Origin of the sequence: Streptomyces sp. NPDC057302 (assembly GCF_042667685.1) — a bacterium.
Classification (GTDB): Bacteria; Actinomycetota; Actinomycetes; order Streptomycetales; family Streptomycetaceae; genus Streptomyces.
The window spans coordinates 22,090-47,179 of record NZ_JBHUZJ010000008.1 but is presented as its reverse complement, the minus strand read 5'-3'; the positions used below and the strand labels follow the sequence as shown (position 1 = coordinate 47,179).

At 68.6% G+C, this 25,090-nt stretch carries 21 protein-coding genes; 10 read left to right on the top strand and 11 right to left on the bottom strand.

Annotated features, from left to right (window positions below; all coding sequences use genetic code 11):
* Positions 1 to 25: 25 nt before the first annotated feature.
* From ACFUPX_RS08615 to ACFUPX_RS08605, 3 genes are read right to left on the bottom strand one after another with little or no spacing between them, the layout of a single operon-like run.
* Positions 26 to 739 (bottom strand): GvpL/GvpF family gas vesicle protein, encoded by a 714-nt coding sequence (locus tag ACFUPX_RS08615; protein ID WP_383318167.1) that lies wholly within the window; start codon positions 737 to 739, stop codon positions 26 to 28.
* Between the two features lie 3 nt (positions 740 to 742).
* Positions 743 to 1,189: a gas vesicle structural protein GvpA gene (locus ACFUPX_RS08610; protein WP_383318164.1), complete on the bottom strand. Its 447-nt coding sequence runs from the start codon at positions 1,187 to 1,189 to the stop codon at positions 743 to 745.
* A gap of 46 nt (positions 1,190 to 1,235) precedes the next feature.
* Positions 1,236 to 1,610, bottom strand: coding sequence for a gas vesicle protein (locus ACFUPX_RS08605; RefSeq protein WP_383318161.1), 375 nt, complete (start codon positions 1,608 to 1,610; stop codon positions 1,236 to 1,238).
* Positions 1,611 to 2,180: 570 nt separating this feature from the next.
* Between ACFUPX_RS08605 and ACFUPX_RS08600 the strand changes: the two genes are divergently transcribed.
* From ACFUPX_RS08600 to ACFUPX_RS08590, 3 genes are all read left to right on the top strand, one after another.
* Positions 2,181 to 2,570, top strand: coding sequence for an ATP-binding protein (locus tag ACFUPX_RS08600; protein WP_383318158.1), 390 nt, complete (start codon positions 2,181 to 2,183; stop codon positions 2,568 to 2,570).
* Between the two features lie 158 nt (positions 2,571 to 2,728).
* Positions 2,729 to 3,568, top strand: coding sequence for an RNA polymerase sigma factor SigF (locus tag ACFUPX_RS08595; protein ID WP_383318592.1), 840 nt, complete (start codon positions 2,729 to 2,731; stop codon positions 3,566 to 3,568).
* Positions 3,569 to 3,667: 99 nt separating this feature from the next.
* Positions 3,668 to 4,057, top strand: a complete 390-nt coding sequence (locus ACFUPX_RS08590; RefSeq protein WP_383318156.1) for an STAS domain-containing protein — start codon at positions 3,668 to 3,670, stop codon at positions 4,055 to 4,057.
* Here ACFUPX_RS08590 and ACFUPX_RS08585 read toward each other — a convergent pair.
* The 7 genes from ACFUPX_RS08585 to ACFUPX_RS08555 all read right to left on the bottom strand — a co-directional run bounded on the left by ACFUPX_RS08585 (position 4,054) and on the right by ACFUPX_RS08555 (position 9,072).
* Positions 4,054 to 4,995 carry a serine protein kinase RIO gene (locus ACFUPX_RS08585; RefSeq protein ID WP_383318153.1) on the bottom strand — a complete coding sequence of 314 codons (942 nt, stop codon included), beginning with the start codon at positions 4,993 to 4,995 and terminating at the stop codon, positions 4,054 to 4,056. The two genes, ACFUPX_RS08590 and ACFUPX_RS08585, sit on opposite strands and share 4 nt — an antisense overlap.
* A 183-nt stretch (positions 4,996 to 5,178) precedes the next feature.
* Positions 5,179 to 5,658 (bottom strand): ATP-binding protein, encoded by a 480-nt coding sequence (locus tag ACFUPX_RS08580; protein WP_383318151.1) that lies wholly within the window; start codon positions 5,656 to 5,658, stop codon positions 5,179 to 5,181.
* 142 nt (positions 5,659 to 5,800) lie between these two features.
* Positions 5,801 to 6,355 (bottom strand): hypothetical protein, encoded by a 555-nt coding sequence (locus ACFUPX_RS08575; RefSeq protein WP_383318148.1) that lies wholly within the window; start codon positions 6,353 to 6,355, stop codon positions 5,801 to 5,803.
* A 98-nt stretch (positions 6,356 to 6,453) separates the two neighbouring features.
* The gene (locus tag ACFUPX_RS08570) at positions 6,454 to 6,855 is read right to left on the bottom strand and encodes a response regulator transcription factor (RefSeq protein WP_383318144.1); all 402 of its coding nucleotides are present in this window, start codon (positions 6,853 to 6,855) and stop codon (positions 6,454 to 6,456) included.
* A complete protein-coding gene (locus tag ACFUPX_RS08565; protein WP_383318140.1) occupies positions 6,852 to 7,910 on the bottom strand; it encodes a PAS domain S-box protein in 1,059 nt (352 codons plus the stop codon). Before ACFUPX_RS08565 ends, ACFUPX_RS08570 begins: the two co-directional genes overlap by 4 nt.
* Before the next feature lie 47 nt (positions 7,911 to 7,957).
* Complete coding sequence (locus ACFUPX_RS08560; RefSeq protein WP_383318137.1) at positions 7,958 to 8,614, bottom strand: response regulator; 657 nt, start codon at positions 8,612 to 8,614, stop codon at positions 7,958 to 7,960.
* A 32-nt stretch (positions 8,615 to 8,646) separates the two neighbouring features.
* Positions 8,647 to 9,072, bottom strand: a complete 426-nt coding sequence (locus ACFUPX_RS08555; RefSeq protein ID WP_383318134.1) for an STAS domain-containing protein — start codon at positions 9,070 to 9,072, stop codon at positions 8,647 to 8,649.
* 402 nt (positions 9,073 to 9,474) lie between these two features.
* Between ACFUPX_RS08555 and ACFUPX_RS08550 the strand changes: the two genes are divergently transcribed.
* The 7 genes from ACFUPX_RS08550 (at position 9,475) to ACFUPX_RS08520 (ending at position 22,740) form a co-directional block, all read left to right on the top strand.
* Complete coding sequence (locus ACFUPX_RS08550) at positions 9,475 to 10,941, top strand: FG-GAP-like repeat-containing protein (RefSeq protein ID WP_383318131.1); 1,467 nt, start codon at positions 9,475 to 9,477, stop codon at positions 10,939 to 10,941.
* Positions 10,942 to 11,297: 356 nt separating this feature from the next.
* Positions 11,298 to 13,754, top strand: coding sequence for a carbohydrate-binding protein (locus ACFUPX_RS08545; protein WP_383318128.1), 2,457 nt, complete (start codon positions 11,298 to 11,300; stop codon positions 13,752 to 13,754).
* 5 nt (positions 13,755 to 13,759) lie between these two features.
* Positions 13,760 to 15,574 carry a ThuA domain-containing protein gene (locus ACFUPX_RS08540; RefSeq protein WP_383318125.1) on the top strand — a complete coding sequence of 605 codons (1,815 nt, stop codon included), beginning with the start codon at positions 13,760 to 13,762 and terminating at the stop codon, positions 15,572 to 15,574.
* A gap of 415 nt (positions 15,575 to 15,989) precedes the next feature.
* Entirely contained in the window at positions 15,990 to 17,081 is a 1,092-nt protein-coding gene (locus ACFUPX_RS08535; protein ID WP_383318122.1) for a ferredoxin reductase, read from the top strand.
* Positions 17,082 to 17,099: 18 nt separating this feature from the next.
* The gene (locus tag ACFUPX_RS08530; protein WP_383318119.1) at positions 17,100 to 18,188 is read left to right on the top strand and encodes a fatty acid desaturase family protein; all 1,089 of its coding nucleotides are present in this window, start codon (positions 17,100 to 17,102) and stop codon (positions 18,186 to 18,188) included.
* Between the two features lie 201 nt (positions 18,189 to 18,389).
* Positions 18,390 to 19,538 carry a hypothetical protein gene (locus ACFUPX_RS08525; RefSeq protein ID WP_383318116.1) on the top strand — a complete coding sequence of 383 codons (1,149 nt, stop codon included), beginning with the start codon at positions 18,390 to 18,392 and terminating at the stop codon, positions 19,536 to 19,538.
* Between the two features lie 163 nt (positions 19,539 to 19,701).
* Positions 19,702 to 22,740, top strand: a complete 3,039-nt coding sequence (locus tag ACFUPX_RS08520; protein WP_383318113.1) for a glycosyl hydrolase — start codon at positions 19,702 to 19,704, stop codon at positions 22,738 to 22,740.
* Here ACFUPX_RS08520 and ACFUPX_RS08515 read toward each other — a convergent pair.
* Complete coding sequence (locus ACFUPX_RS08515) at positions 22,728 to 25,049, bottom strand: FdhF/YdeP family oxidoreductase (RefSeq protein WP_383318109.1); 2,322 nt, start codon at positions 25,047 to 25,049, stop codon at positions 22,728 to 22,730. The two genes, ACFUPX_RS08520 and ACFUPX_RS08515, sit on opposite strands and share 13 nt — an antisense overlap.
* Positions 25,050 to 25,090 lie beyond the last annotated feature (41 nt).

The window sequence follows — 25,090 nt, the reverse complement described above, 5'->3', positions numbered from 1 at the left end:
CATCACCTGTTCCGTAGTTGCGCCCCTATACGAAGCTGTAGGCGGGCAGCGGCCCGTGCAGGTAGTACGTGTAGGCGTCGCCCCGCTGCTCCGCATCCTGGTGAACGGCCTCGGAGAAGGCCGCCGCCTTGTCCCGTTCCACCAGGAAGGAGACGTTCATGAAGTGCGACGTGGTCGGGTCCGCGGCGGACGAGCCGACCGCGTGCCCGGCGAGGCGGTGCACGATGCTCTCGCTGTCGGCGCTCTCCTGGGTCTTCACCCGCTGGGAGATCAACTCGCCCAGACGCACCTTGGCGTCGTGTGCGTCGGGCTGCGCCCTGGTCTGCTCGTTGAGCTGCCGCACCTGGTCGTCGGTGGTGATGATCTCCCGCAGGAGATCCTCCTCCTCACGCGAGACCTTCAGGTTGTACTCCAGGCGTCCGTCCAGCTCCTTGAGCCGCTCGGTGTACACGCCGACGTTCTCCTCCAGGGCCTGGACGACCGCGTCGTCATCGGGCCCCACCAGACCGAAGCGCATGGGCAGTACCGCTCCATCCGCCATGAGCTGCTCCAGGACGGCCTCGTGAGCCGCGAGGTCCCGGCGCTTGGCACGCAGCCCCTCGGGCGCTGTGCTGACCACCGCGGAGAGCGTCGGCGTACTGACCGTACGCAGTTCGGAACCGTCCTTGCCGACGCCCTGCAGGCCTTCCAGCCGCAGAGGGTGCTCGGCGGGCGTGATGGCGTAGATGTATGTGGACATGGGTTAGTCCTCCTGTCGGCGGCTGGCGCGGCGGTTGCTCGATGCGGCGGTCTTGCGGGGCTTCTCCTCAGCCTGTTCCTCGGAGCCCTCGCGGCCCTTCTGGAACGAGTCGGAGAACGCTTCCACGGCGCCCGTCAGTGCTCCTTTCGACTTGCCCTTCGCCCCGCTCTCGGTCATGTCACCGACGAGTTCGGTGAGCTGACTCGGCGCCTTGCGCCCAGACTCCAGGTCCAGGCGGTTGCACGCCTCGGCGAACCGCAGGTAGGTGTCGACGCTGGCCACCACGACGCGGATATCGATCTTGAGTATCTCGATGCCGACCACGGACACCCGGATGAAGGCGTCGATCACCAGACCGCGGTCGAGAATGAGCTCGATGACGTCATAGAGAGTTCCTGACCCACCGCCTCCACTGGTGGCGGGGGCACTCGATTGCTGGACGACACTCATGCTGTCTCCTCCTGATAGGGGCGGTCGGAATGAAGGATGCGGGGGCTCAGGTCCGGTCGATCTGCCCCTTCGAGTAGCGCTTCGTCTGCTCGAAGCCGGTGAGCTCCCCCTGCGGGTCGATCTCGACGCGGTACGTGGCCATGACGCTGGATGTGTCCGGAATTCTTTCGATCTCCGTCATCTCCACATCCGCCGTCCATCCCTCACCGTTCTTCTTGAGTGATGACACCGCGTATGCGTCACGTCCGACGAGTTCGCCCAACTGCGCCGCCGCAGCACGCATCGCCTCGGCCGCGGATATCGGCTTCGGCTGTTTTCTGGTGGCCGACTGTTCTTTCCTGGCAGGCGCTTCTTTCCTAGGCGGCGCTTCTTTCCTAGGAGGCGCTTCTTTCCTAGGAGGCGCTTCATTCTGTGCGCTCATGCTTCCTCCTCGTACTACTGCCGGTGAAGGCCAGTCACATCTGATGATCGCGTAGCCCGGCGTGTGCCCTGGCTCGAACCGTCTATGCAGAAGCTCGGAAAGTTTTTCCGACCGGGGCAGCCGCCCGCATAGCCCTGGGAAGTGGGCTATGCCACAACTAAAAATTGAATAAGCGACTTAACTGTTGGTGAGCACGCTCACTCAGCCTGTGTCACCCGGTTCAGGGGCTCTCCGGCAGGAATCTCTCCGACAATGCGGCGGGCCTACATTTATCGCCCTACTTCGCCGACAGCCATGAAGACGGTTATCTGCCAGACCGTCTGGCCGCTGATCAACAGCGTAAACATCATCGGCAGCAGCGTGCTGTGGCTGCTTCGTGATCCGCCCGGCTCGGCTTCATGATCCGCCGGGCGCCCGGCGGCGGCCACGAGGGCCGCCGGAACCCGGCCTCATTGGGGGCGGTGGAGGAGTGTCGTCCGCGAAGGGTCGGGCAGGCGGGATAGCGCGAAGGTTTTTCCGTAGCTTCATGAGTACGCAAAACGACGATGCAGAAAGGCGGCCGAGGTCTCCATGACCATTCACGCGGCGCCCGAGATCCAGGAGATGGCCTGTCACGACGCGCGGGCCGAGGTCAGGGCAGTTCTGGAACCCGTATGCCGATCCCTGCCACCGAGCCGGGCCCGGATTTTCCGCGAGGACGCCCTGCTGGTGACCAGCGAGTTGACGTCCAACGCGATCCTGCACGGCGGCGGCCTCACCCGCTTCAGCGCCCGCATCCAGGACGGCGCCCTGCTGGTGCTGGTGGGCGACCGCAGCACGACTGAACCTCACCTCGTACGCCACAACCCCGGAGTGCCCGGCGGCTTCGGCTGGATGATCGCCCGCCGCCTCGCCTCGCACCTCTCCGTCGACCTGCGGCCCGACGGCAAGACGATCACGGCCGCCCTCGCCCTGCCGTGAGGAATCCGCTCGCGCGGCCACCGGCAACTCACAGCGATCCGGCGGTGTTCCGTACGCATGTTCGTCTCCGGGCGGGGTAATCGGGCCAGCACGGGGAGGACAGCACGATCGGAACAACCAGAGGGGCGAAGCGCATGATCACCGTGCCGGCGCAGGAAATGACTACGGCTGCTCAGGCCGAGGAGGACCTCGTCGAGCGGGCGTACGCGGACCCCTCCTCCATCGCACCGAAGGACGCACGGGAGATCGGCAAGCGGTTCTTCGACCGACTCGGGCAGTTGGACGAAGGCACGCACCAGTACCAGTACGTGCGCAACACACTGATCGAGATGAACCTCTCCCTCGTGCAGTACGCGGCTTCCCGGTTTCGCCACCGCGGCCAGGAGGAGATGGAAGACATCATCCAGGTCGGCACGATCGGCCTGATCAAGGCGATCGACCGCTTCGACCTGTCCCGCGAGGTCGAGTTCGCGACGTTCGCCGTCCCCTACATCACCGGGGAGATCAAGCGGTTCTTCCGGGACACCAGCTGGGCCGTGCACGTGCCCCGGCGTCTCCAGGAAGCCCGCATCGAACTGTCCAAGGCCACCGAGGAACTGCGCACCCGTCTGGGGCGCAACCCGTCCACGGCCGAGCTTGCGGAACTGATGCAGCTGGAGCCCTCCGAGGTCGCCCAGGCGCAGATGGCGGCCAACGGATACAACGCCTCGTCCTTGGACGCCGCGGTGACGAGCGGGACCGAGGATTCCGACACCGCGCTGGCCGATTTCATCGGCTTCGAAGAGGGCTCCTACGAACTCATCGACAACTTCAACTCGTTGGCCCCGCTCATCGCCGGCCTGGACGAGCGTGAGCGCACGTTGATCCACCTGCGGTTCGTGGAGGAGCAGACCCAGGCGCAGATCGGCGAAACGCTCGGTGTCTCGCAGATGCACGTCTCGCGGCTGCTTACCCGCGTGGTGGCCAACCTCCGCACCGGTCTGATGACCAACGGCTAGGCCGGTTCCGCACCTTGCGCATGCTCTTCCGCCTTCCGCCACCATGAGTGGCGGAAGGCGGGGTGCGTTCGGGACGAGCCGTGTGCAAGGGTGCTGTGCATGACATCAGGCAGCGCGAACGTACGTCTTGACCAGCAGGAACGTGTGGCGGTGATCACGCCGTTCGGTGACGTGGACCTGGACAGTCTCGCCGACGTCACCAAGGTCTTCACACAGGTGCTGTACGACACCTCGACGGACGCGACGCTGATCGATCTGTCGGAAGTAACCTTCGCCGACAGCACCTTCCTCAACCAGCTCATCCAGACTTTCACCGAGCACAGCGCAGAGGGCAGGCCACTGGTTCTCACCGGGCCCCTGCACTCGGCAGTGCAGCGACTGCTGCAAGTCACCGGCACCGACATGGTCCTCCCGCTCGCCGAGACCACTCCCGTAGGGCTGAAGCAACTCAAGGCCGCCGACACGCCTGCGGGCAGGACCGGCGCCTAGCTGAAAGCGTGCGCCATCAGTTCCGCGAACAGTGCGTGCTCGTCGGCCTCGTGGCCCCGCGAGCGGAACCAGCCGCAGATGTTGGCGCAGTCGCGCTGGAGGAAGGCCATCCCGTTGAGGTTGCCGACCAGGTCGACCATCTGTGGCAGGTCGATGATGACCAGCCGCTCGCCCGCCGCCAGGATGTTGTACGCCGAGAGGTCGCCGTGCACGAAGCCGTTCTGCACCATCGTCGCGAGCGCATCGGTGAGCTGCTCGAAGTACGACGCCAACAGCTCGGGTGAGGGTCGGACCTGGGCGAGCCGGGGCGCGGTCCCGACGGCGCCGTCCTCGTCGACGACGGTGATCCACTCCATCAGGATCTCGGTGCCGTCGATCTGGACCGGGTAGGGAACCGGCAGCCCGAGATTCCAGAGCCGCACCAGCGCACCCCACTCGGCCACGGCCCACTCGCCTGCCGCGACCTGCCGGCCGAAGGTGCTCTTGCGCTTGACGGCCCGCTCGTCACGTGAACGCTTCATCGAGCGGCCCTCGGTGTAGGACGCGGCGCGGTGGAAGGTCCGGTGCTCGGGAGAGCGGTACCGCTTGGCCGCCATGACCACACCGGCCGCGGGGTCGAGCGGGTCGGCGCGCTCGACGAGGTGGACGTCGGCTTCCTTGCCGGTCTTGAGGATGCCGAGCTCGGTGTCGATCGCGCCCTGGGAGGTCACCACCCAGTCCGGGAGCGGCTCGGGGCCTCGGCTGAGGGGTTCGACGCTGAGCCAGGTCGACCAGCGCTGGCCGTCCTCGAGGTCGTCGTAGGAACGGAAGTCGAAGACGAACCGGTCGTCGACGCCGCCCAGGCCGTCCGACGGCGGGACGTCGCGGGAGGGGGCGGTGGTGAAGTCGTCAGGAAACGCCAGGTGTTGGGGCTGCTGCGAGAGGTTGTCGTGAGACATCGTTGGAGGTGCTCCATGAGGTGAAAGAGAGGCGGTCTGCGGGCAGGCCGAGGACAGTCGTGGTCACGGTCGTGCCTCCTCTCTCGGAGCACCGGGCAGCTCCCGATGTCTCGCCCATGGTGGGGTGCGGACACGGGGATCGGCAACCGAATAAAGCACCGCCGGCTTGCCGGGCGGATCGGGTCACAGCTGGTCTGCCGTACGCCCATCCTGATCATCCAGGTCGTCCGCCAGCCCGAGCATCGCGGTGACGCGCTTGCCGCTCGGTTCCGGGGACACCTGGAAGTTCCGGGACACGGCCATCACGACCTCCAGGCCGTGCTGTCCGATGCGGGCAGGATCCGGCGCCGAAACCTCGGGGAGGACGGTATTGCCGTCCCGTACGGTGACCTCGATGACGGTGCCCCGCATCACGAGGGTCAGCAGACACGGTCCTGGCGCGTATTTGCGGGCGTTGGTCACCAGCTCGCTGACCACCAGTTCCACCATGCTCGCGGCCCGGCTGGACACGGGAAGACCCTGAGCGGAGCGCACGTCTGCCAGGAAGGCCCGGGCCAGATGGCGGGCGGGCGCGATCCCCTCGCTGTCCTCGAACAGCTGGGAAACCGATGCGGACCCGGTGGTCATCGCCTGTCGTCCGTCATCGTCCGGTGTCTGATCCATACGTCCGCCTTGCTTCCCACTCAGCCCGGCCTCATGCGGTCCGACTACCCCCATGCCCCCGAATGTCTCCGCCACGTCGTCCAGCGGCCTCGGGGACGGCCTTCAACGATCTCACGCTCTCGGCCCGCCAACTGCCGCCGACTCAACGCGCTTTCAGCTTGCGGCTTCCGGCTCGGTTCTTCGCGATGTTCCGTGTCTTCTTGGTGTTGGCTGACTCGGCGACCAAAGCGAGTACCACCGACGACGTCGACACCTCGGCGAGGAAGCGCTGCATCCAGTCCGTGGCCTTCGCCAACTCGGCAGGTGTCGGCACGTGACCGTCCTCGACGGACAGGTAGAACAGCCAGTCGTGGATGCGGCGGCGGATGAACTGGCGGCACCCCTGCGCCTTGAGCCGGTCGATCTCCGGCAGCAGCTCGGCCGACCACCGCCGGAACTCGGCAGGACCGCTCGCCTTCATCGCGATCCTGTCCACGAGGTCGACCACCGCCCCCTTGGACACGATCGCGTCGGGGTCGCGCAGGATCGTGGCCACCATCGCGCGGTCCAGGTCACGGCTCCGCGAGGAAGCGGTCACCGAGACGACGCGTCGGTACGCGGACGATCGCACGTGCTCGTCCGCGACGGCATCGTCGACGTCCACGTCGAGGATGCCGGCCCCCGCCAGCAACTCGGCCACATCGGAACGCAATGTCATCGCTTCATCCTTCGCGCGGGGCCGGATGCCACATCGCGGAAATCTTCCTCCGGTCCGCGCGCTGATCCAAACGAAAAACAGCCCGGCTCAGCCGGCCTTCATCTCGGTTCTGCCGCCCGGCGCAGAGCCGCGAGAAGTTCCCGATTGCTCGCCCCTTTGAGTACGTACTCGAAAACGCCCGCGCTCTTCATCTGCTCGACGGAGCCCTTGTCGTCGTACGCGGAGAACGCCACAACGCGGCTGGCCGGTGAACACCGGGCGATGCCCCTGGCGATGGTGGGGCCGCCACCGGGGAAACGGACGTCCAGAACCACGAGGTCGGGTCGCTGGCGGTGCGCGAGCCGGAGTGCCTGCTCACCATCGCGCGCGGTGCCCACGACCTCCAGATCGGGCTGTGCCTGCACGACTTCGCTCAGGATCTCCAGGAGCATCACGTTGTCATCGCAAAGGATCACCCTGAGCGGTGAACGGGCGCAGTCGTGCACGCCGGCTGCGGTCACGGCGCGTCGCCCGGCGGTGTCGATGCCGGCATCGGAAGCGGGTTCGGCAGCCAGAACTCGACCGTCGTCCCCGTCCCGGGCCGGCTGTGTGCGGACCACCATCCTCCCGCCGTCTCGGCCCTCTCCCGCATCTCGATGACCCCGAAGTGATCGCGGGCGCTGTCCCGGGACATCGGCGCGCCCGTTCCGTCGTCCACGACGCGCGTCACGATGCCGCCATCGGCCGACGAGACACTGACGTCGACTCTGCTGCCGCGCGCATGCTTGTACACGTTCAGCAGTGCTTCCTGGACGATGCGGAAGATGGTGATGGCCGTCTCGGGCGTGGGTTCACGGTCCAGCTGGTGCTCGAACGAGTAGCCCATCCCCCAAGAGGAACCCACGACGTCGTCCAAGTGCGTGGAAAGCCCTTCGACCAGGCCATGCCTCTCGATCCCGGAGGGATGAAGCCGGAACGTCAGACCGCGGAGGCTGCCGATCGCCTCGCGCACCGACGCGTCCAGGCGCTGCAGCTCCGCCGCATACGACTCCGGCACCCGATCCGCCAGCAGTTCCAACCGCATCCCGACGGCGACCATGGCCTGGATGGAGTCGTCGTGGACGTCCCACGCGATGCGGCGTCGTTCCGTCTCCTGTGCCTGGACCAGGTGGTCGAACAGCCGCCGTCGCTCGCTGAGGGCGTGCTGTGCTGCCCTCCGTTCGGACATGTCGCGGGTGACCTTGCCGAATCCCTGCAGTACGCCGCTCTCGTCCCACAAGGCGGTGATGACCACGTTCGCCCAGAACCGGGAGCCGTCCTGGCGGATGCGCCAGCCCTCGTCCTCCAGCCTGCCGTCGGCGACAGCGGTCTCCAGCTCCCATTGCGGCTTGCCCGACGCCTGGTCCTCAGGCGGGTAGAAGACCGAGAAGTGCTCTCCGACGATGTCCTCGGCCCTGTATCCCTTGATCCGTTCCGCCCCCGCGTTCCAACTGATGATGAAGCCCTGCGGGTCGAGCATGAAGATGCCGTAGTCCAGCACCCCCTGGACCAGGAGTGTGAAAGCGGCATCCGTCATCGGCGCCGCCTGCTTCCGCGCCCGCCTCCCCTGCCGCGGCTCCCGCGTCATGTGAGGAGCCCTTCGCGTCGCGCGATGGTCACGGCTTCCAGCTGGGAACGTGCTCCGAGCTTTTCCAGCACCCGCTGGACGTGGTTGCGCCCCGTGTTGAGAGCGACCCCCAGCTGATCACTGATCTCCCCGGTGGTGCGCCCCTCCCCCAGGAGCTCAAGAGCCTCCCGCTCGCGCGGAGTCAGGTTCGCACCGAGACTCGGCGCTCTGCCGGTCAGCCGTCCGAGTACGTCGCCGAGCAGATCCTGGCTGAACACCACCTCACCCGCTGCCACCCGACGAACGGCGTCCTCCAGTTCGCTCAGGCCGCGGGCCTTGAGGATCAGGCCGGCTCCGCCCCGCTCCGCGACGCGCGCGGCCACCGACCCGCTGCCCTCGCCCGCCAGGACCAGGACGCGCACGTCCGGTATGAGTGCCAGCAGATCGGCGATGGCGGCGACCCCGTCACCGTCCGGCAGCCGTCGGTCGAGCAGAACGACGTCCGGCTCGCAGCGCCGCGCGTCGGCCAATGCCGACGCCACCGACGCCGCGCGCCCCACGATCTGCAGATCGGGTGAACGCTCCAGAGCGAGGCAGATCGCCTCGGCCACCATGTCGTGATCCTCCACCAACAGGATTCTGACCGGGCGGCTGTGGGGGGAGGGAGCAGGCATGGGCGCATCCTTGCAGGTGGGGGACCGCACGATCATCCCAGAAGGCCCCGGAGCGGCGACTCGGCGATGGCTGCCGCTCCACCACGGCGATGTGCGACCGGGTCCGGAGCGCAGCGAGCCGGCTCCGGATTCGTGTACGTGCTGTCGTCGGTGAGGATGCCGTCTGCCCCGATCAGGCAGAGCAGCTCTGCCAGCTGGGCCCCGATTCCTTCCACGACGAGACCCACGCCCGCGCGAAGTACGGACATCCGCGCCCTGAGCAGAGCACTCAGGCCGGCGCAGTCGCAGAAGGAAATGCCGGACAGATCGAGGCAGAGAGTCGTCGGCTGCTTCGCCAGACAGGCCGCTACCGCCTCCCGGACATGGGAGCCGGTGTCCCAGTCGAGCTCACCCGCGAGAGTTACTCGCGCGATGCCCGAGTGAACAGCGGCATGCGACGTGAACGGGTAAACGGTCACAGCATCCCACGCCCTTCCGTGCTCACGTGCGGCGCGTAGCGGTCCCACGAGCCCGTCCTGCAGAGAAGCCCTCGGTCGTCAGCTGTGGCATCACTACCGCATAGTGCGATGCCACCAGTACGGCTCTAGTGAATCTGCACTAGAGAGGGAAGTCAACACGCGTCCACCGAAGTTGACGGCGACAGACGGGACGCGAAGCGTGATCGCGACCGGAAGGCCGGTGCATCGGCCGGCGGCAGCACCCGGTCGGACACCGGACGATCCGATCGGCAACGCCGCCGCGCCCGGCCGCCGCCCACCGTGAACCCGGCACCAACAACCCGTGAACTCGGTACAACCAGCTCCGCCCTTCGACGGTCACACCAGACAGACACGTACTCCGTCGACCGAAGGGGCGCCTCCGTGCCACACAGCCGCCGCATCCTGACGTGCGCCATCGCAGCCGCCGCGGTCACCGCCGGGTTCGTGCTCCCCTCCGGTGCCACCGCTGCCGCACCCCCCGGCACCACGAGCGACTTCAACGGCGACGGCTACGCGGACCTCGCCGTCGGCGTACCGGACGGGACCGTCGACGGCCGGGCCAAGGCGGGGTACGTGAACGTCGTCTGGGGCGGCCCCAAGGGCGTCGGCGCCCACGGCAGCATCCGTGTCACCCAGGCCACCCCCGAGGTCCCCGGCTCCCCTGAGGCGGGCGACCGCTTCGGCGCTTCGGTGGCCCTGACGGACCTCAACGGCGACGGCATCGCGGAACTGCTCGCCGGTGTCCCCGGCGAGGACGTCACCGACCGCGGCACGGACGCGGGCATGGTCATCGCCGTTGGTGGTTCGACGAGCGGACCTGGACCGGCGTCGACCGTCTTGACCGGCCCCTCGCCGTCGGCTGCGTACGGAACATCGGTCGCGGCGGACCACCTGACCGGCGGCGACAACAAGGCGATCGTGATCGGCGGCACCGACAAGGTCGTCGCTCGTGTCATCCAGGGTGAAGACAGCATGGTCACCACGGTCGTCGCCGCGCCCATGGGTGGCCGCGCCCCCGTCCTGACCACCGGCGACTTCGACAGCGACGGCACGCCGGACCTCGCCGTGGCGTACTGGACCGCGGTCGAGCACAACACGCAGTCCCATGTGCGCCTGTGGAAGTGGGACGCCGACCGGGCCGAGATGGTCAATTTCTGGAACACGGACAACGCCGGCGTGACCGCGCTGGCCGCAGGCGACTTCGACAGCGACGGCCACGACGACCTGGCGCTCGGCGAATGCCGTGAGATCGCCGACGAGAACATCGACGACCCCTGCGGTCCGGAAAAGCTCGCCAAGGGGGGAGGCATCCACCTCCACTACGGAAGCGCCGACGGCGGCTCGTTCGGCACCCGCACCCAGAGCCTCAACCAGGACACGGCGGGCGTCCCGGGGGTGGCCGAGGACGGCGACCGCTTCGGCGCCGCCCTCGCCGTCGCCGACGTCAACCGCGACGGCCGCGACGACCTGATCGCGGGCGCTCCCGGTGAGGCCATCGCCAGCCAGGCGGGGGCAGGCGCCGCCTGGCTGCTGCGCGGCGGCGCTCGGGGGCTCCTCGACGCGGGCGGCGCTGCCACCTCCGTGGCCTGGAACCAGGACACGCCCGGTGTCCCGGGCGTCGCCGAGGCCAACGACTCCTTCGGCGCGGCGGTCTCGTCGGCCGACTACAACGCCAAGGGCGGACCGGACGTCACGGTCGGATCCCCTGGCGAGAACGCCTCCCTGGGCGCTGCGTGGCTCCTCCCCAGCGGCTCGGCCGACGGCTCGGCGGCCTTCTCGCCGCGCACACTCGGCCTCCCGTATCTCACCACGGCCCAGAAGTACGGCAAGCCACTGAACAGCCACTGAGCTTCGCGGCACCCAGCACGGTGGGCGAGGTTGAGCCGACCCCTGGCCCGTGCCGATCGCGGTCCCGCTCACCGCGTAGCCGACTCCCCCATGGTGCAGACGATTCCGGCGCCCAAGAGCTGCGCCCGACGTGCATTTTGACACGGCCTTGACAAATTGATGCGGCGTCGCCAGGATGCAAAGCGCTCGCACTTCTGCGCAATTTTCTGTGCCGAATGCGCAATTCACGCGTGCATCGGCACGCCAGTCCGTACTTCAGTCACTTCAGTACGCGCTCACCAGCTCTCCATCACCGCAGCAAGCGCGGCCGGCGCGCGCCCTGCCTGACACACCCCCAAGCGTCAGGAGGATGCCCCATGTCCCCACGCCCTCGTACAGGGCTCACTTTGCTCACCGCACTCGCACTCACGCTGTCCGGGCTCACCGTCTCCGCCGCCGTCTCCGCGGGCGCGGACACCCGGGACATCCCGGCCGCGGACTACCAACAGGTGCAACTGGCCTCAGGTGGCGCCGAGTTGGGTGAAGCCATGTCCCTCACCGTGCTGCCCGACCGTTCGGTGCTGCACACCGCCCGTGACGGCACGGTCAGATACACCGACGCCGCGGGGAACACCACCCAGGCCGGAAAGCTGGACGTCTACACCCACGACGAGGAGGGGCTGCAGGGCATATCCGCAGCCCCGGACTTCGCCTCCAGCCGCCAGGTGTACGTCTACTACTCGCCCAAGCTCGACACTCCGTCCGGTGACGCGCCTGCCACCGGAACCGCCGCCGACTTCGAGCGGTGGAAGGGGCATCTGAACCTCTCGCGGTTCACGCTCAAGGCCGACAAGACCCTCGACATGGCCAGCGAGAAGGTCGTGCTCCAAGTGGCAAACGACCGCGGCCAGTGCTGCCACGTGGGCGGGGACATCGACTTCGACGCCGCCGGGAACCTGTATCTCAGCACGGGCGACGACACCAACCCGTTCGACTCCTCCGGCTACGCGCCCATCGACGAACGGACCGACCGCAACCCGCAGTTCGACGCCCAGCGCTCCTCCGGCAACACCGACGACCTGCGCGGCAAGGTGCTGCGCATCAAGCCGACGGCGGCCGGCGGCTACACCGTCCCCGCCGGCAATCTCTTCGCTCCCGGCACCGCGAACACCCGGCCCGAGATCTACGCGATGGGCTTCCGCAACCCGTTCCGCATCAGCGTCGACAAGAAGACCGGCGTCGTCTACCTCGGCGACTACGGACCCGACGCCGGCGGCGGCGACGCGAACCGGGGCCCCGGCGGCCAGGTGGAGTTCGACCGCATCACCGCCCCGGGCAACTTCGGCTGGCCGTACTGCACCGGCACGAACACCGGCGCCGAGACGTACAACGCCTACACCTTCCCCAGCGGTCCGTCCGGCGCCAAGTACGACTGCGCGGGCGGTCCGGCCAACGATTCGTTCCGCAACACCGGACAGGCCAAGCTGCCTCCGGCGAAGGACAGTTGGATCAAGTACGGCTGGGAGGGGTCGCCGCCCGAGCTGGGTTCCGGATCCGAGTCCCCCATGGGCGGCGAGGTCTACCGCTACGACCCTGATCTGCAATCGTCGGTGAAGTTCCCGCAGTCCCTCGACGGGCGCTTCCTCGCCACCGAGTACGGCCGCAAATGGATCAAGTCGATCGAGGTGAAGTCCGACGGGTCCCGGGGCGCCATCGAGGACTTCCCGTGGACCGGCACCCAGATCATGGACAGCGACTTCGGCCCGGACGGCGCCCTGTACGTCCTCGACTACGGCACCGGGAGCAACAACCAGGCCCTGTACCGCATCGAATACCTCGGCGGCAGCAACCGCAGCCCGATCGCCAAGGCCGCCGCGGACAAGACCTCCGGCGCCGTGCCGCTGACCGTGCAGTTCTCCTCCGCGGGCAGCTCCGATCCCGAAGGGCAGTCCCTCAGCTACTCCTGGGACTTCGGCGACGGGTCCACCTCGACCCAGGCCAGCCCTTCACACACGTACACCACGAAGGGGACCTACCGGCCGACGCTGACCGTCAAGGATCCCCAGGGCCTGACCGGCAGCGCCAGCCTCGTGGTGACCGCGGGCAACACCGCGCCCACGGTCTCCCTGCGCCGGCCCCCCGACGGAATGCTGTTCTCCTTCGGCGACACCGTGCCCTTCGAGGTCTCGGTGAGCGACCCGGAGGACGGCGCGATCGACTGCGCGAAGGTCAAGGTCACCTATCTCCTCGGGCACGACAGCCACTCGCACGCCATCACGTCCAAGAACGGCTGCAGCGGAAGCATCACGGTGCCGGCCGACGGCGAGCACGACAGCGCGGCCAATCTGTACGGGGTCTTCGACGCCGAGTACACCGACAAGGCCGGTCTGACCACGCACAGCCGCCGGACGCTGCAGCCGCGCCACCGGCAGGCCGAGCACTTCACCGCCCAGTCGGGCATCCAGATAGCCGGGCACGGCGCCGCGGAAGGCGCCAACACGGTCGGCTTCACCGACAACGGCGACTGGATCTCCTTCAAGCCCTACGCACTCGCCGACGCGAAGTCGTTCACCGCCCGCATCGCATCGGGCGGCGCAGGGGGCACGATCGAGATCCGCGCCGGTTCACCGACCGGCACGCGACTCGGCTCGGTGGCCGTGCCCGTGACGGGCGGCTGGGAGAACTACCAGAACGTCACGGCGAACCTGTCCGCGGCGCCCTCGGGGACCACGGACCTCGTGCTGGTCTTCAAGGGACCGAGCGGTCAGGGCAATCTCTTCGACGTCGACGCGTTCACCCTCGCCACCACCGCGCAGAAGGGGCGGCAGCCATGAGAGACATGAGCAGAGCGTTGAGGCGGCTGCGCCGCGCACCCGCCGTGCTCGCCCTCGCACTGACCGCCGCTCTCGCCGTGCCGGTCACCGCGCCGACCGGGTCCGCGCGGGCCGCGTCCGCGCGGGACACCGGCGGTCGGGCGGACGCCGCCTCCTATGACGTCCTCGTCTTCTCCAAGACGGCGGGCTTTCGCCACGACTCGATCCCGGCCGGCATCGAGGCCCTGCGCCGCCTCGGCCGGGAGCAGGGCTTCACCGTCACGGCCACCGAGGACGCCACGGCCTTCAGCCAGGGCAACCTCTCCGGATACGAGGCCGTGGTCTTCCTCAGCACCACGGGCGATGTCCTCAACAGCGCCCAGCAGGGCGCCCTGCAGTCGTACGTCGACTCCGGCGGCGGCTACGTCGGGGTGCACGCGGCGGCCGACACCGAGTACGACTGGCCGTACTACGGACAGCTCGTCGGGGCCTGGTTCAAGAGCCATCCCGCCATTCAGAAGGCCACCGTCGTCAACGAGGACCGCACCCACCCGGCGACCTCCCACCTCGGCGCCACCTGGGCCCGCACCGACGAGTGGTACAACTACCGCGCCAACCCCCGCTCCAACGTCCACGTCCTGCAGAGCCTGGACGAATCGACCTACAGCGGCGGGGAGATGGCGGGCGACCACCCCATCACCTGGTGCCACGCGCAGGGCAAGGGCCGTTCCTTCTACACCGGCCTCGGCCACACCGCCGAGTCGTACGCCGATCCCGCCTTCCGCACCCTGCTGCTCGGCGCGGTCCGCTACGCCGCGGGGCAGGCACCCGGCGACTGCGCGCCCGATACGGGAGGCGGCACGGCGGAGGGATCGCAGAACGTCCACCTCTTCTACTACCCGTGGTACGGAAGCCCGGCCGTGAACGGAAGTTGGCGCCACTGGCCCCAGGGCGGTCACACCCCGCCCGACGACATCGGCGCCGACTACTACCCCGCGCTCGGCCCCTACGACTCCGGGGACATGAGAGGCGCCGTCGCCCAGCACATGAAGGAGGTGAGGAGATCCGGCGCCGGAGTCATCGTCTACAGCTGGTGGGGCCGTGGCGGATCCGAGGACCAGCTCGCCAAGGGCGTCCTGGACGCGGCCGCCGCGGAAGGCGTCAAGGTGGCCTGGCACTTGGAGCCGTACTCGGGGCGAACCGCGGCCTCCACGGTGTCCGACATCAAGTACATCAACGACACCTACAGCAGCCACCCCGCCTTCTACCGTTCCGCCGAGCACGGCGACAGACCCGCGTTCTACGTCTTCGAAAGCCTGCGCATCACCGACTGGACCGCGCTCGACGAGGTGACGGACAGCAGCATCGTGCTCGCCCAGACGACCGACACCACGAAGATCGCCCACTTCTCCGGGATGTACACGTACGACGGGATCGCGGGCGCCACCGCCCCCGGCTGGAAGCAGGCCGGCGACTACGCCCGTGCCCACGACTTGATCTGGGCCCCGTCGGTCGCTCCCGGCTACATCGACGACCGGGCGGTCCCGGGCAACACGACCCCCACCCTCGACCGCGCAGGCGGAGCGGCGTACGACAAACAGTGGAACAACGCCCTGGACCCGGCCATCGGCGGCTCCCCCGCCTGGGTGTCGGTGACGTCCTTCAACGAGTGGCACGAGGGGAGTTCCATCGAGCCCGCAGACAGTTCACCGCCGGCCGGTCACGGCTATCTGACCTTCGAGGGCGCGTACGGAAAAACGGGTGAGGCGGCGGAGAACGCCTACCTGGACCGGACGGCGTACTGGGTGCAACGCTACGAGGGCAGGAGAAGCCAGGACTGACGCTCACGAACACCGGCCCGAACCGCGCCGCGCCGCACACCGGTGGCGCACCGCGGAAGCAGGACACCGTACGCCACCACGCCACAAGCCCCCGCAGCCACCGGAACGGCTGCGGGGGCTTGTGCTGGAAGTGCCACAAGGCACCCGCCGACGCCCCACGACGTACGAACGCGACGACACCGCACCTGGGCAGCATCATCCGGCCATTCCCGGCCGGTCGATCAGGGCTTGTCCCCGCAGACCACCGCGCCGCGGTGGAAGCCGTCCACGACGCTCCGCAGATCGCGCTTGGCGGGATACGGCCTCCTGGTCGTGCGCCCGTTCGCACGGGCGTGGTTACGTGGTCCCAGCCGGGCCCGGGACGACTCGACGTACGCGACACCCCTCGTGCCGCGTGACGAGAGGAACCCGTGCCATGCCTGCGTTACCGGCCCCGCTGAGCAGCCTGCTGACCGCCACCACCTCCTGGCTGACCAGCCCGCTCGCCCCCGACGACTATCTCGGACTGATCGATCCCCTGCTCGACGCGCACTGTCCCGCGGGCCGGGTGACAGCGGTGCGCCCGGAGACCCCGGACGCCACCACACTCACCCTCAGGCCCGGCCGAGGATGGTCCGGCCACCGAGCCGGGCAGTATCTGCCGATCGGCGTCGAGATGGACGGCGTACGGCACTGGCGCACCTACTCCCTCACTTCCGCGCCGGGCCGGGCGGACGGCCTGCTGACGATCACCGTCAAAGCTGCGCCCGGTGGCAGGGTCTCCCCGCGCCTGGCCCACCGGACGCCGCCGGGTACGGTGCTCCGACTCGGCCCGGCACAAGGAGACTTCGTCCTCCCGGACAGTCTTGCGTCCCGCATCCTGCTCGTGACCGCGGGCAGCGGCATCACCCCGGTGATGGGCATGCTCCGCGCCCTCATGCGCCGTCGGGCCCCGCACCCCGACGTCGTCCTGCTGCACAGCGCGCCCCGCGCGCGGGACAGCATCTTCAGCGCTGAACTGCACGCGGCTCAGAGGCGGTTGAGCTGGCTGACCTACGACGAGCATCACACCCGGCCACACCGCAGGCTTACCCCGGACGCCCTGGAGCGGCTCTGTCCCGACTGGCGCGAGCGTGAGAGCTGGGCGTGTGGTCCGGCTGCCCTGCTCGACGCGTTGGAGGACCGCTGGGAGCGTGCGGGCCTGCGTGAACGGCTGCACGTGGAGCGTTTCCAGCTTGCTCCGGTCCTCCCGCCGGACCTCGACGCGGCCCCCGGCGGCCGGGTGCTGTTCACCCGTTCCGGGGCGGAGATCGCCGCGGACGCGTCGACCCCGCTCCTCGCCGTCGGCGAACTCGCCGGGGTGCCGATGCCGTACGGATGCAGGCGGGGCATCTGCTTCGGCTGCCTCCTTCCACTGACGTACGGGCGCGTGCGCGATCTCCGGACCGGCGACATCAGCGACCGGACCGGCCAGTTGATCCAGACCTGCGTCTCGGCCGCGGCCGGACCGGTGTCCCTCGACGTCTAGCCACACAAGGAGACCCCTGTGACTGCGACCCCTCTCGCCGCCACCGAGGCAGAGCCCGGCAAGGACCTGGAGAAGGAACTCGGGGACGAACTCGACCGGATCCGCTCCGAGGTCATCGCCGCGCGCGGCGCCGACGACGCCCGCTACATCCGTACGGTGATCGCCGCCCACCGCGGCCTGGAAGCGGGGGGCCGGGCCGCGCTCGCGCTCTCCCTCTTTCCACCCGCCTGGGCGGCGGGCACCGCCATGCTCTCCATCGCCAAGATCCTGGAGAACATGGAGCTGGGCCACAACATCCTGCACGGCCAGTGGGACTGGATGGGTGACCCGGCGATCCACTCGTCCACCTGGGAGTGGGACTTCCTGACGCCCGCCGCGGCCTGGAAGCACACCCACAACCATCTGCACCACACCTGGACCAACGTCGTCGACCGCGACCGGGACCTCGGGTACATCATCTTCCGGATGAGTGCCGACCAGCCCTGGCAGCCGCGTCATCTCGCCCAGCCGCTCTACAACTTCGTCCTCGCGCCCCTCTTCGAGTGGGGCATCGCGCTGTACGACCTGGAGCCCGACTCGGTCGCCTCGGGCTCCAAGTCATGGCGTTCGTTCCTGGCCGACCTGACCGGTTTCGCCGCCAAGGCCACCCGTCAACTCGCCAAGGACTACGTACTCTTCCCGCTGCTCGCGGGCCCCTCGGCGGTGCCGTGCCTGCTGGGCAACCTCACGGCCAACACCGTGCGCAATCTGTGGTCGCACACCATCATCTTCTGCGGCCATTTCCCCGGGGACGTCCAGACGTTCACCGAGGAACACATCGAGGGCGAGACGCGCGGGCAGTGGTATCTGCGGCAGATCCAGGGCTCAGCGAACATCGACGGCGGACGGCTCTTCCACATTCTCAGCGGAAACCTTGGCCACCAGATCGAGCACCACGCCTTCCCCGATCTGCCCAGCAACCGCTATGCGGAGATCGCCCCTCGGGTGCGTGAACTGTGCGAGAAGCACGACATCCCGTACGTCACCGGGCCGTTGCGGCGCCAGTACGGCTCGGCCTGGCGGCGCATCCTGCGCTTCGCGGTGCCCGCGCCGCGTCGGCCTGACTAGAGAAGCCGTGCGGTGGTGGTTCGGGAATGCCTCAACGAGTTGCCTGCGACAGAGGGTTGACGTTGTGACAGCAGGTGCCTACCTTCGTCGAGTTGAAACGTTTTACAGGCGACTCCGGGACGAAGACGCGACTCCTCCGGCCCCCACCGTCGCCCCCTGCACTCGCCGGCGCCCAGCGACCCCACAGGGACCGTGATCCATATGACCGAGCAACCAGACGAACGGCCGGCCCCCTTCAGCCGCCGCCGTCTGTTGACCGCCGGGGCGGCCGCAACTGCCGCCGCCCTGCCCCTGACACCTGCCGCGCCTGGCGCCGCTGCGGCGGCTGTCGGGCGAGACCGATGGACGCCGTCGTACCCCGACGGCCGTCCGACGGCGACCCTACGGCTCGAAGCGCAGGACGAAGGCCCCGTCCTGCGACACGGCGGCAGTCCGGACGCCGGCGATGGTCTGGGCGCCCGCGACGTGTGGGTGTACCGAGCAGGCGGCACCCTCTACATGAACTACGACGCGGCCGGTGACCGAGGCTGGCTCGCGGCGCTGGCGACGAGCAAGGACGGCCGGAGCTGGACCAAGCACGGTCCGGTCCTGGATCTGGGCGCGCCCGGCGCCGACGACAGCGGCTCCGCCGGCTACGGCGTCACCTATCGCAACGGGCCCGGCGACTGGCACATGTTCTATCTGGGAACTCCGCACACCAGCCCGCCGCCGGACCGCGTCCCCGCCTTCCCCTACCTCACGCTCAAGGCCCGGGGGTCAGGACCGGCGGGCCCCTGGACCAAGACACCTGACGTGATCCCGTTCAGGCCGAAGGCCGACACGTACTACTCGGTGACGGCGAGTCCGGGCCACGTCGTCCGCCACCGTGGTGAGTTCCTGCAGTTCTTCAGCGCCTCCGCACTCGACTCGACCGGCGCCACCCTGCGCACGATCGGCCTCGCGCGGACCGGGGACCTGGGCGGCCCCTGGCAGATCGACGACCGGCCCGTCGTGCCGCTCACCGAACAGATCGAGAACTCCTCGCTGTACTACGAGCCCGCCCACGACACCTGGTTCCTGTTCACCAACCATGTCGGCCTCGACGAGCACGGCGAATACACCGACGCGATCTGGGTCTACTGGACCCGGGACCTCCTCCACTGGGACCCCGCGGACAAGGCGGTCGTTCTCGACCGCAACAACTGTGCCTGGTCGCCCTTCGTCATCGGGCTTCCGTCCGTGCTCCCGTCGAAGGGGAAGCTCGCGGTCTTCTACGACGGCCGGGCCGCCCAGGACACCTCGCACATGGGCCGCGACGTCGCTCTCGCCTGGCTCGATCTACCGCTGAGGCCGCCCACATCCCCCGCGTGACCGGACTGGCCGCCGTGCAGAGCACACGGACCGTACGCCGTGCACTCTCGACCCAAAATTGAAACGTTCAACTCGTCCACCCTCGCAGCCGCTTCACCTCCGCTGCGAGCACCGGAACACTGCCCACCCCTCCCCCACAGCCTTCGCAGGAATCGAGGCAGACATGGCCATACTCTCCCGCAGATCCCTCTTCGCGGCCGGCGCCGCCACCGCGACCACCGCCGCGGTCTCCGGAGCCGGTCAGGCACACGCGGCACAGCAGAGTGAGGCCGTGTCGGCGGCAAGGGCCGAGCAGGTGGAGGCCGCGAACTCGGGCCGGCTTCCCACCGCCATCACCGCGCAAGCCTTCAAGAGTCCGTCCGTGCGGCACAGACCTGCCGTGCGTTGGTGGTGGTCCGCGCCGCTGTCGGTCGAGGAGAGCGTGCGGGAGGCCACGGCCATCGCGAAGGCCGGTTTCGGCGAGGTCGAGATCGCGTACTCGACCGACTCCTGGGCCAGCGGCGAGCAGCGCGAGAACCTACGCGCCGTTCTCGACGCCGCCGCCTCCCTCGACCTGCGCGTCAGCATGACGATGGGTGCCAACTGGCCGGTGCAGACGCCCAACACCGGAGCCGGCTCCGGATATGCCCAGCAGGAAGTCCAGTACGGCCGCGCGGACGCGAGCGACGGCCGCTTCTCCGGCGAGGTGCCGTGGCCCTTCGACGACCCGGACAAGAAGAGGAAGGCGCAGCTGGTCGCGGCCACCGTCGCCCGGGTCCTCGAACGGGGGCCCGCAGCCGAGCTCCTGCCGGAGAACGAACGCCCGCCGTACGGGACACCGATCAAGGTTCCGTCCAAGTCGACGGTCCTGGCCGCCGATTCGCTGCTCGATGTCACCGGCGATGTCGTCGACGGGAAACTGACGTGGCAGGCACCCGGTGCGGGCGACTGGATCGTCTTCGGTTTCTGGCGCCGCGAGGGTGAGCGCGGGGTGACGAGCGTCTTCGACGCCGAAGCGGCACGCAAGGCCACCGATTACCTTGACGAGCACCAGGTGGGCAAGGACAACGTCGAAGCGCTCAAGAAGTGCGGGGGTGACTTCTTCGAGGACTCACTCGAACTGGACGCGGACTCGCTGTTCTGGGCGCCCGGGTTCCCGGAAGAGTTCAAGCGACGCCGTGGATACGACATGGCCGCCTATCTCCCTCTGATGTTCCAGCACGGCATGAGTCGTTACTGGGTGCCGGCCAAGCCCCCTGTGGCCGACTTCGACCTGCCCGACGGAGGGGGCGGGAAGGTGCGCGCCGACTACTACCGTCTGATCACCGACCTCTACGTCGACAACCATCTGAAGCCGTTCCAGCAGTGGGCGCGCGGCTACGGCATGACGTACAAGACGCAGGCCGCGTACGGACAGGATCTGGAGCCGATCCGCAGTTTCCGTGAACTCGCCCGTGCGGGCGGCCGGGTGGAGGGTGAGTCCTACAACTCCGGCGACCGCTTCCCCACCGACATCCGCAACTACGGATGGCGCTATGCCCTGGACTGGCAGCGAACGGTCGTGGGAGGCGCCCATCAGGGCGGTGCGCTCAAGGTGTCGACCGAGCTGGGTGCGCAGCCCGAGCAGTGCCACCAGATCACTCCGGGCGACTACAAGGCAATAATCGACAAGGAGTGGGCGGCAGGCATTACGCAGCCGTTCCTGCACGGCTTCCAGTACATGAGTGAGGGCGCGGGCTGGCCCGGGAAGTACCGGTTCGGCGACAACCTCGACAGCTTCAACGACCGCCACAATCCGCAGTGGCCGGCGCTGAGCAGGACGACCGAGTACTGGGCGCGGGGAGCACTCGTCCTGGAGTCGGGTTCGCCGCGCACGGATGTCGCCGTCTACCGGGACGGTTTCCTGACGACGGCGGCCCGTCTCTCCTCCGACGAAGGCACCCAGCCGGCAGCCCTGTTCGACACGCTCGCGCTGGAACGCCACGGATACTCCCTCCAGTACATCGACCCGGTCGGGCTCGCCGAGGAATCAGCCGTCGGCAAGAAGGTGCTCTGCCCGTCAGGACCGCAGTACCGGGCTTTGGTCATCGACGAACGGGCGCTGCCCCTGGAGGCGGCTCGGGCCGTCGAACGTGCCGTGGCGGCCGGCGTGACCGTCGTCTTCGTCGGCGAGCCGCCCCGCCGTGACACCGTCTATCGGGCGGGCCGCAGCGCCGATCGCGAGGTGGCCGAGTCCATCAGGCGGGCCCTGCGCGGCCCGGCCGCCGTCACGGCGAAGACGCAGGCGGACGTCTTGCAGGCACTGCAGGAACGCAAGGTGCTTCCGCGCGTCCGGTGGAACGACGCGCACGTCCTGAGCCAGCTGCGGTACGCCCACGGAGTGCGCTACCTCTTTTTGTACAACCCCACCGGCAGTGTCGTGGAGTTCACTCCCGCGATGGAGGGCACCGGCGCCGTGTCCGTGCTGCGTCTGTGGGACGGCACGATCGAGCCCGCGGCCCAGTACAGGTACGAGCACGGACGCACCTTGATTCCCACGCGTCTGCACCCTCAGGAGACACGCGTCCTCGCTCTCGACACGAGCGCGTCCGCTCCGGTGCACGTGGTCGACTCCGACCTGGCCGCGGACCTGCGCATGGTGGACGGCCGGATCGAGCTGCACACCGCGGAAGCCGGCACGCGAAGCTTCACCCTGAGCGATGGTCGCCGTGTCGCGGTGACCGCTCGGCCAGCGCGTATGGACACCGCCCGTCCGGGCCCCTTCGCCTGGCGCCTGTCCGTCGAGGCCGTGACACCGGACGGCCCCAAGACCATCGACATCCCCACCTTGTCCGGCACGTTCCCCCTGTGGGACTGGCGCGACCGCGAGCAGATCGCGGGAGAATCCGGCGTCGGCACCTATACGGGCACCCTCACCGTCCCGGGCACCTGGCTGGGCAGCGGCCAGGGCGTGCAACTGAACCTGGGCACTGTCGAGGGCGCTGCGGAGATCCGCCTCAACGGTGACCTGGTGGGCACCCAAATAACCTCCGACGTCACCTGGGACGTCACCGAACAGCTGAAGGCCGGTGCCAACGAGGTGCGCGTGGTCGTGCGTACGACCTTGCGCAACGCCGTGACGCACTACAAGAAGACCAGTTCACGCACCTCCTCCTACGGCCTGCGTGGGCCGGTGATGTTCACCCCCTTCGCCATCGAGGTCCTTCACCCTCAGCGTCCTTGAGCGACGTCCGCCCCCGATGTGCGCGGCTCCAAGCGGACCAGGATCCCTTTGGACGTCGGGGTGTTGCTCTGGTCGGCCACGCTGTCCAGGGGTACGAGGACATTGGCCTCCGGGTAGTACGCGGCGGCGCAGCCGGGTGGTGTGGAGTACGAGACCAGCCGAAAGTCCTCCGCGCGGCGCTCGGTTCCGTCCCGCCAGACGCCCACCACGTCGACCCGCGCGCCGTCGTCCAGGCCGAGGGCACGCAGGTCGGCCGGGTTGACCATGACGATGCGGCGCGAGCCGTGAATGCCGCGGTAGCGATCGTTCGTCGTGTAGGGGATGGTGTTCCACTGGTCGTGCGAGCGCAGCGTCTGGAGCATCAGGTGCCCCGCCGGGACGCGGAGCATCTCGAACTGGTTGCAGGTGAACAGCGCCTTGCCGCTGGGCGTGGGGAAGACGCCGTCGTTGACCGGGTTCGGCAGGCCGAAGCCGCCCGGCTTCGCCGCTCGGGCGTTGAAGTTGTGGAAGCCCGGCACGACCCGGGAGACCCGCTCGCGGATGTGCCCGTAGTCCGCCTCGAAGTCCTCCCAGGGAACAGGAAGTTGGTCCCCGAGCGTGCGGCGGGCGAGCCTGCTGAGGATCGCCACCTCGCTGAGCAGGTGCTTCGACGCCGGTTCCCGGCGCCCGGCCGAGGCGTGCACGTGACTCATGGAGTCCTCGACGGTGATGAACTGCTCACCGCCGCTCTGCCGGTCCCGCTCGCTGCGGCCAAGAGTGGGAAGGATCAGCGCGGTGTCGCCGCACACCGCGTGGGACCGGTTGAGCTTGGTGGAGATGTGCGCCGTGAGACGGCAGCGGCGCATCGCGTCCGCGGTGAAGTCACTGTCGGGAGCGGCCCGCACGAAATTGCCCGCGAGCCCGACGAAGACCTTGACGCGGCCCTCGGACATGGCCCGGATCGAGTTCACCGAGTCCAGGCCGTGCGCGGCGGGCGGCGTGAAGGAGAACTCACGTCCCAGCGCGTCCAGGAAGTCTTGCGGCATCTGTTCCCAGATGCCCATGGTCCGGTCGCCCTGGACGTTGCTGTGTCCGCGCACCGGGCAGACGCCCGTGCCGGGCCTGCCGATGTTGCCCCGCAGGAGGAGGAAGTTGACCACCTCGCGGATGGTGGGCACCGCGTGCTTCTGCTGGGTGAGGCCCATCGCCCAGCAGACGACGACGCGTTCGCTGGCCAGGACCCGGTCCCGCAGCTCCTCGATCTGTGACCGGCTCAGTCCCGTCGCGGCCAGGACGTCGGGCCAGGAGACGGTGCGGCGCACGTGGTCGGCGAACTTGTCGAAGCCATCGGTGTGGGCATCGATGAACGAGCGGTTCAGTACGGTTCCCGGCGCGGCCTCTTCGGCTTCGAGCAGCAGGAGGTTCAGGGCCTGGAAGAGGGCGAGGTCGCCGCCCAGGCGGATCTGGAGGAACTGGTCGGCGATGTTGGTGCCCCGGCCGATCACCCCGCTCGCCTTCTGCGGGTTCTTGAAGCGCATCAGGCCCGCTTCGGGCAGGGGGTTGACGGCGACGATCTTGCCGCCCCTGCGCTTGGTCTCCTCCAGCGCGGAGAGCATGCGGGGGTGGTTGCTGCCCGGGTTCTGGCCCAGGGTGAGGATGAGGTCGGCGTGATGGATGTCCGCCAGACTCACATCACCCTTGCCGATGCCCAGCGTCTCGTGGAGGGCGGTGCCGCTGGATTCGTGGCACATGTTGGAGCAGTCCGGCAGGTTGTTGGTGCCCAGGGCCCGGGCGAAGAGCTGGAGGACGAACGCGGGCTCGTTGCCGGCCCGGCCAGAGGTGTAGAAGACCGCCTCGTCGGGGGTGTCGAGGCCACGCAGTTCCTCGGCCAGCAGTCCGAGGGCGTCGTGCCAGTTGATCGGCTCGTAGTGGTCGGAGCCCGGCCGCTTGACCATCGGGTGGGTCAGCCGGCCCTGTTGGTTCAGCCACCGGTCCGAGGCGCGCGCCAGGTCGGTGACCGAGTGGCGCGCGAAGAACTCGGGCGTGATGCGCCGAGTGGTGGCCTCGTCGTTGGTGTGCTTCGCGCCGTTCTCGCAGTACTCGTTGACGTGCCGATTGCCCGGATCCGGGTCCGGCCAGGCGCAGCCGGGGCAGTCGAATCCCTTGACCTGGTTCAGGTCGAGCAGGTTCAGGGCCGTACGCCGTGGCGACGTCTCGGCCAGGGAGTACTGAACCGCGTGGGCGACCGCCGGTACCCCGGCCGCCCAGGTCTTCGGCGGCGTGATTTTCGCCTGTTCGCCACCCGGGTCTCCGGTCGATGACTCTCGCACGTGTCAGCCTTTCGCTCAGTACCGCCGTTTCGTGCGGGCTG

What these genes read in the sequence shown, in the direction of transcription:
- ACFUPX_RS08565 (WP_383318140.1), bottom strand. Translation starts at nt 7,910, where the DNA reads ATGACGGATGCCGCTTTCACACTCCTGGTCCAGGGGGTGCTGGACTAC.
- ACFUPX_RS08605 (WP_383318161.1), bottom strand. Translation starts at nt 1,610, where the DNA reads ATGAGCGCACAGAATGAAGCGCCTCCTAGGAAAGAAGCGCCTCCTAGG.
- ACFUPX_RS08595 (WP_383318592.1), top strand. Translation starts at nt 2,729, where the DNA reads ATGACTACGGCTGCTCAGGCCGAGGAGGACCTCGTCGAGCGGGCGTAC.
- ACFUPX_RS08535 (WP_383318122.1), top strand. Translation starts at nt 15,990, where the DNA reads ATGCCTGCGTTACCGGCCCCGCTGAGCAGCCTGCTGACCGCCACCACC.
- ACFUPX_RS08590 (WP_383318156.1), top strand. Translation starts at nt 3,668, where the DNA reads ATGACATCAGGCAGCGCGAACGTACGTCTTGACCAGCAGGAACGTGTG.
- ACFUPX_RS08580 (WP_383318151.1), bottom strand. Translation starts at nt 5,658, where the DNA reads ATGGATCAGACACCGGACGATGACGGACGACAGGCGATGACCACCGGG.
- ACFUPX_RS08560 (WP_383318137.1), bottom strand. Translation starts at nt 8,614, where the DNA reads ATGCCTGCTCCCTCCCCCCACAGCCGCCCGGTCAGAATCCTGTTGGTG.
- ACFUPX_RS08545 (WP_383318128.1), top strand. Translation starts at nt 11,298, where the DNA reads ATGTCCCCACGCCCTCGTACAGGGCTCACTTTGCTCACCGCACTCGCA.
- ACFUPX_RS08540 (WP_383318125.1), top strand. Translation starts at nt 13,760, where the DNA reads ATGAGCAGAGCGTTGAGGCGGCTGCGCCGCGCACCCGCCGTGCTCGCC.
- ACFUPX_RS08575 (WP_383318148.1), bottom strand. Translation starts at nt 6,355, where the DNA reads ATGACATTGCGTTCCGATGTGGCCGAGTTGCTGGCGGGGGCCGGCATC.
- ACFUPX_RS08525 (WP_383318116.1), top strand. Translation starts at nt 18,390, where the DNA reads ATGACCGAGCAACCAGACGAACGGCCGGCCCCCTTCAGCCGCCGCCGT.
- ACFUPX_RS08520 (WP_383318113.1), top strand. Translation starts at nt 19,702, where the DNA reads ATGGCCATACTCTCCCGCAGATCCCTCTTCGCGGCCGGCGCCGCCACC.
- ACFUPX_RS08615 (WP_383318167.1), bottom strand. Translation starts at nt 739, where the DNA reads ATGTCCACATACATCTACGCCATCACGCCCGCCGAGCACCCTCTGCGG.
- ACFUPX_RS08610 (WP_383318164.1), bottom strand. Translation starts at nt 1,189, where the DNA reads ATGAGTGTCGTCCAGCAATCGAGTGCCCCCGCCACCAGTGGAGGCGGT.
- ACFUPX_RS08600 (WP_383318158.1), top strand. Translation starts at nt 2,181, where the DNA reads ATGACCATTCACGCGGCGCCCGAGATCCAGGAGATGGCCTGTCACGAC.
- ACFUPX_RS08585 (WP_383318153.1), bottom strand. Translation starts at nt 4,995, where the DNA reads ATGTCTCACGACAACCTCTCGCAGCAGCCCCAACACCTGGCGTTTCCT.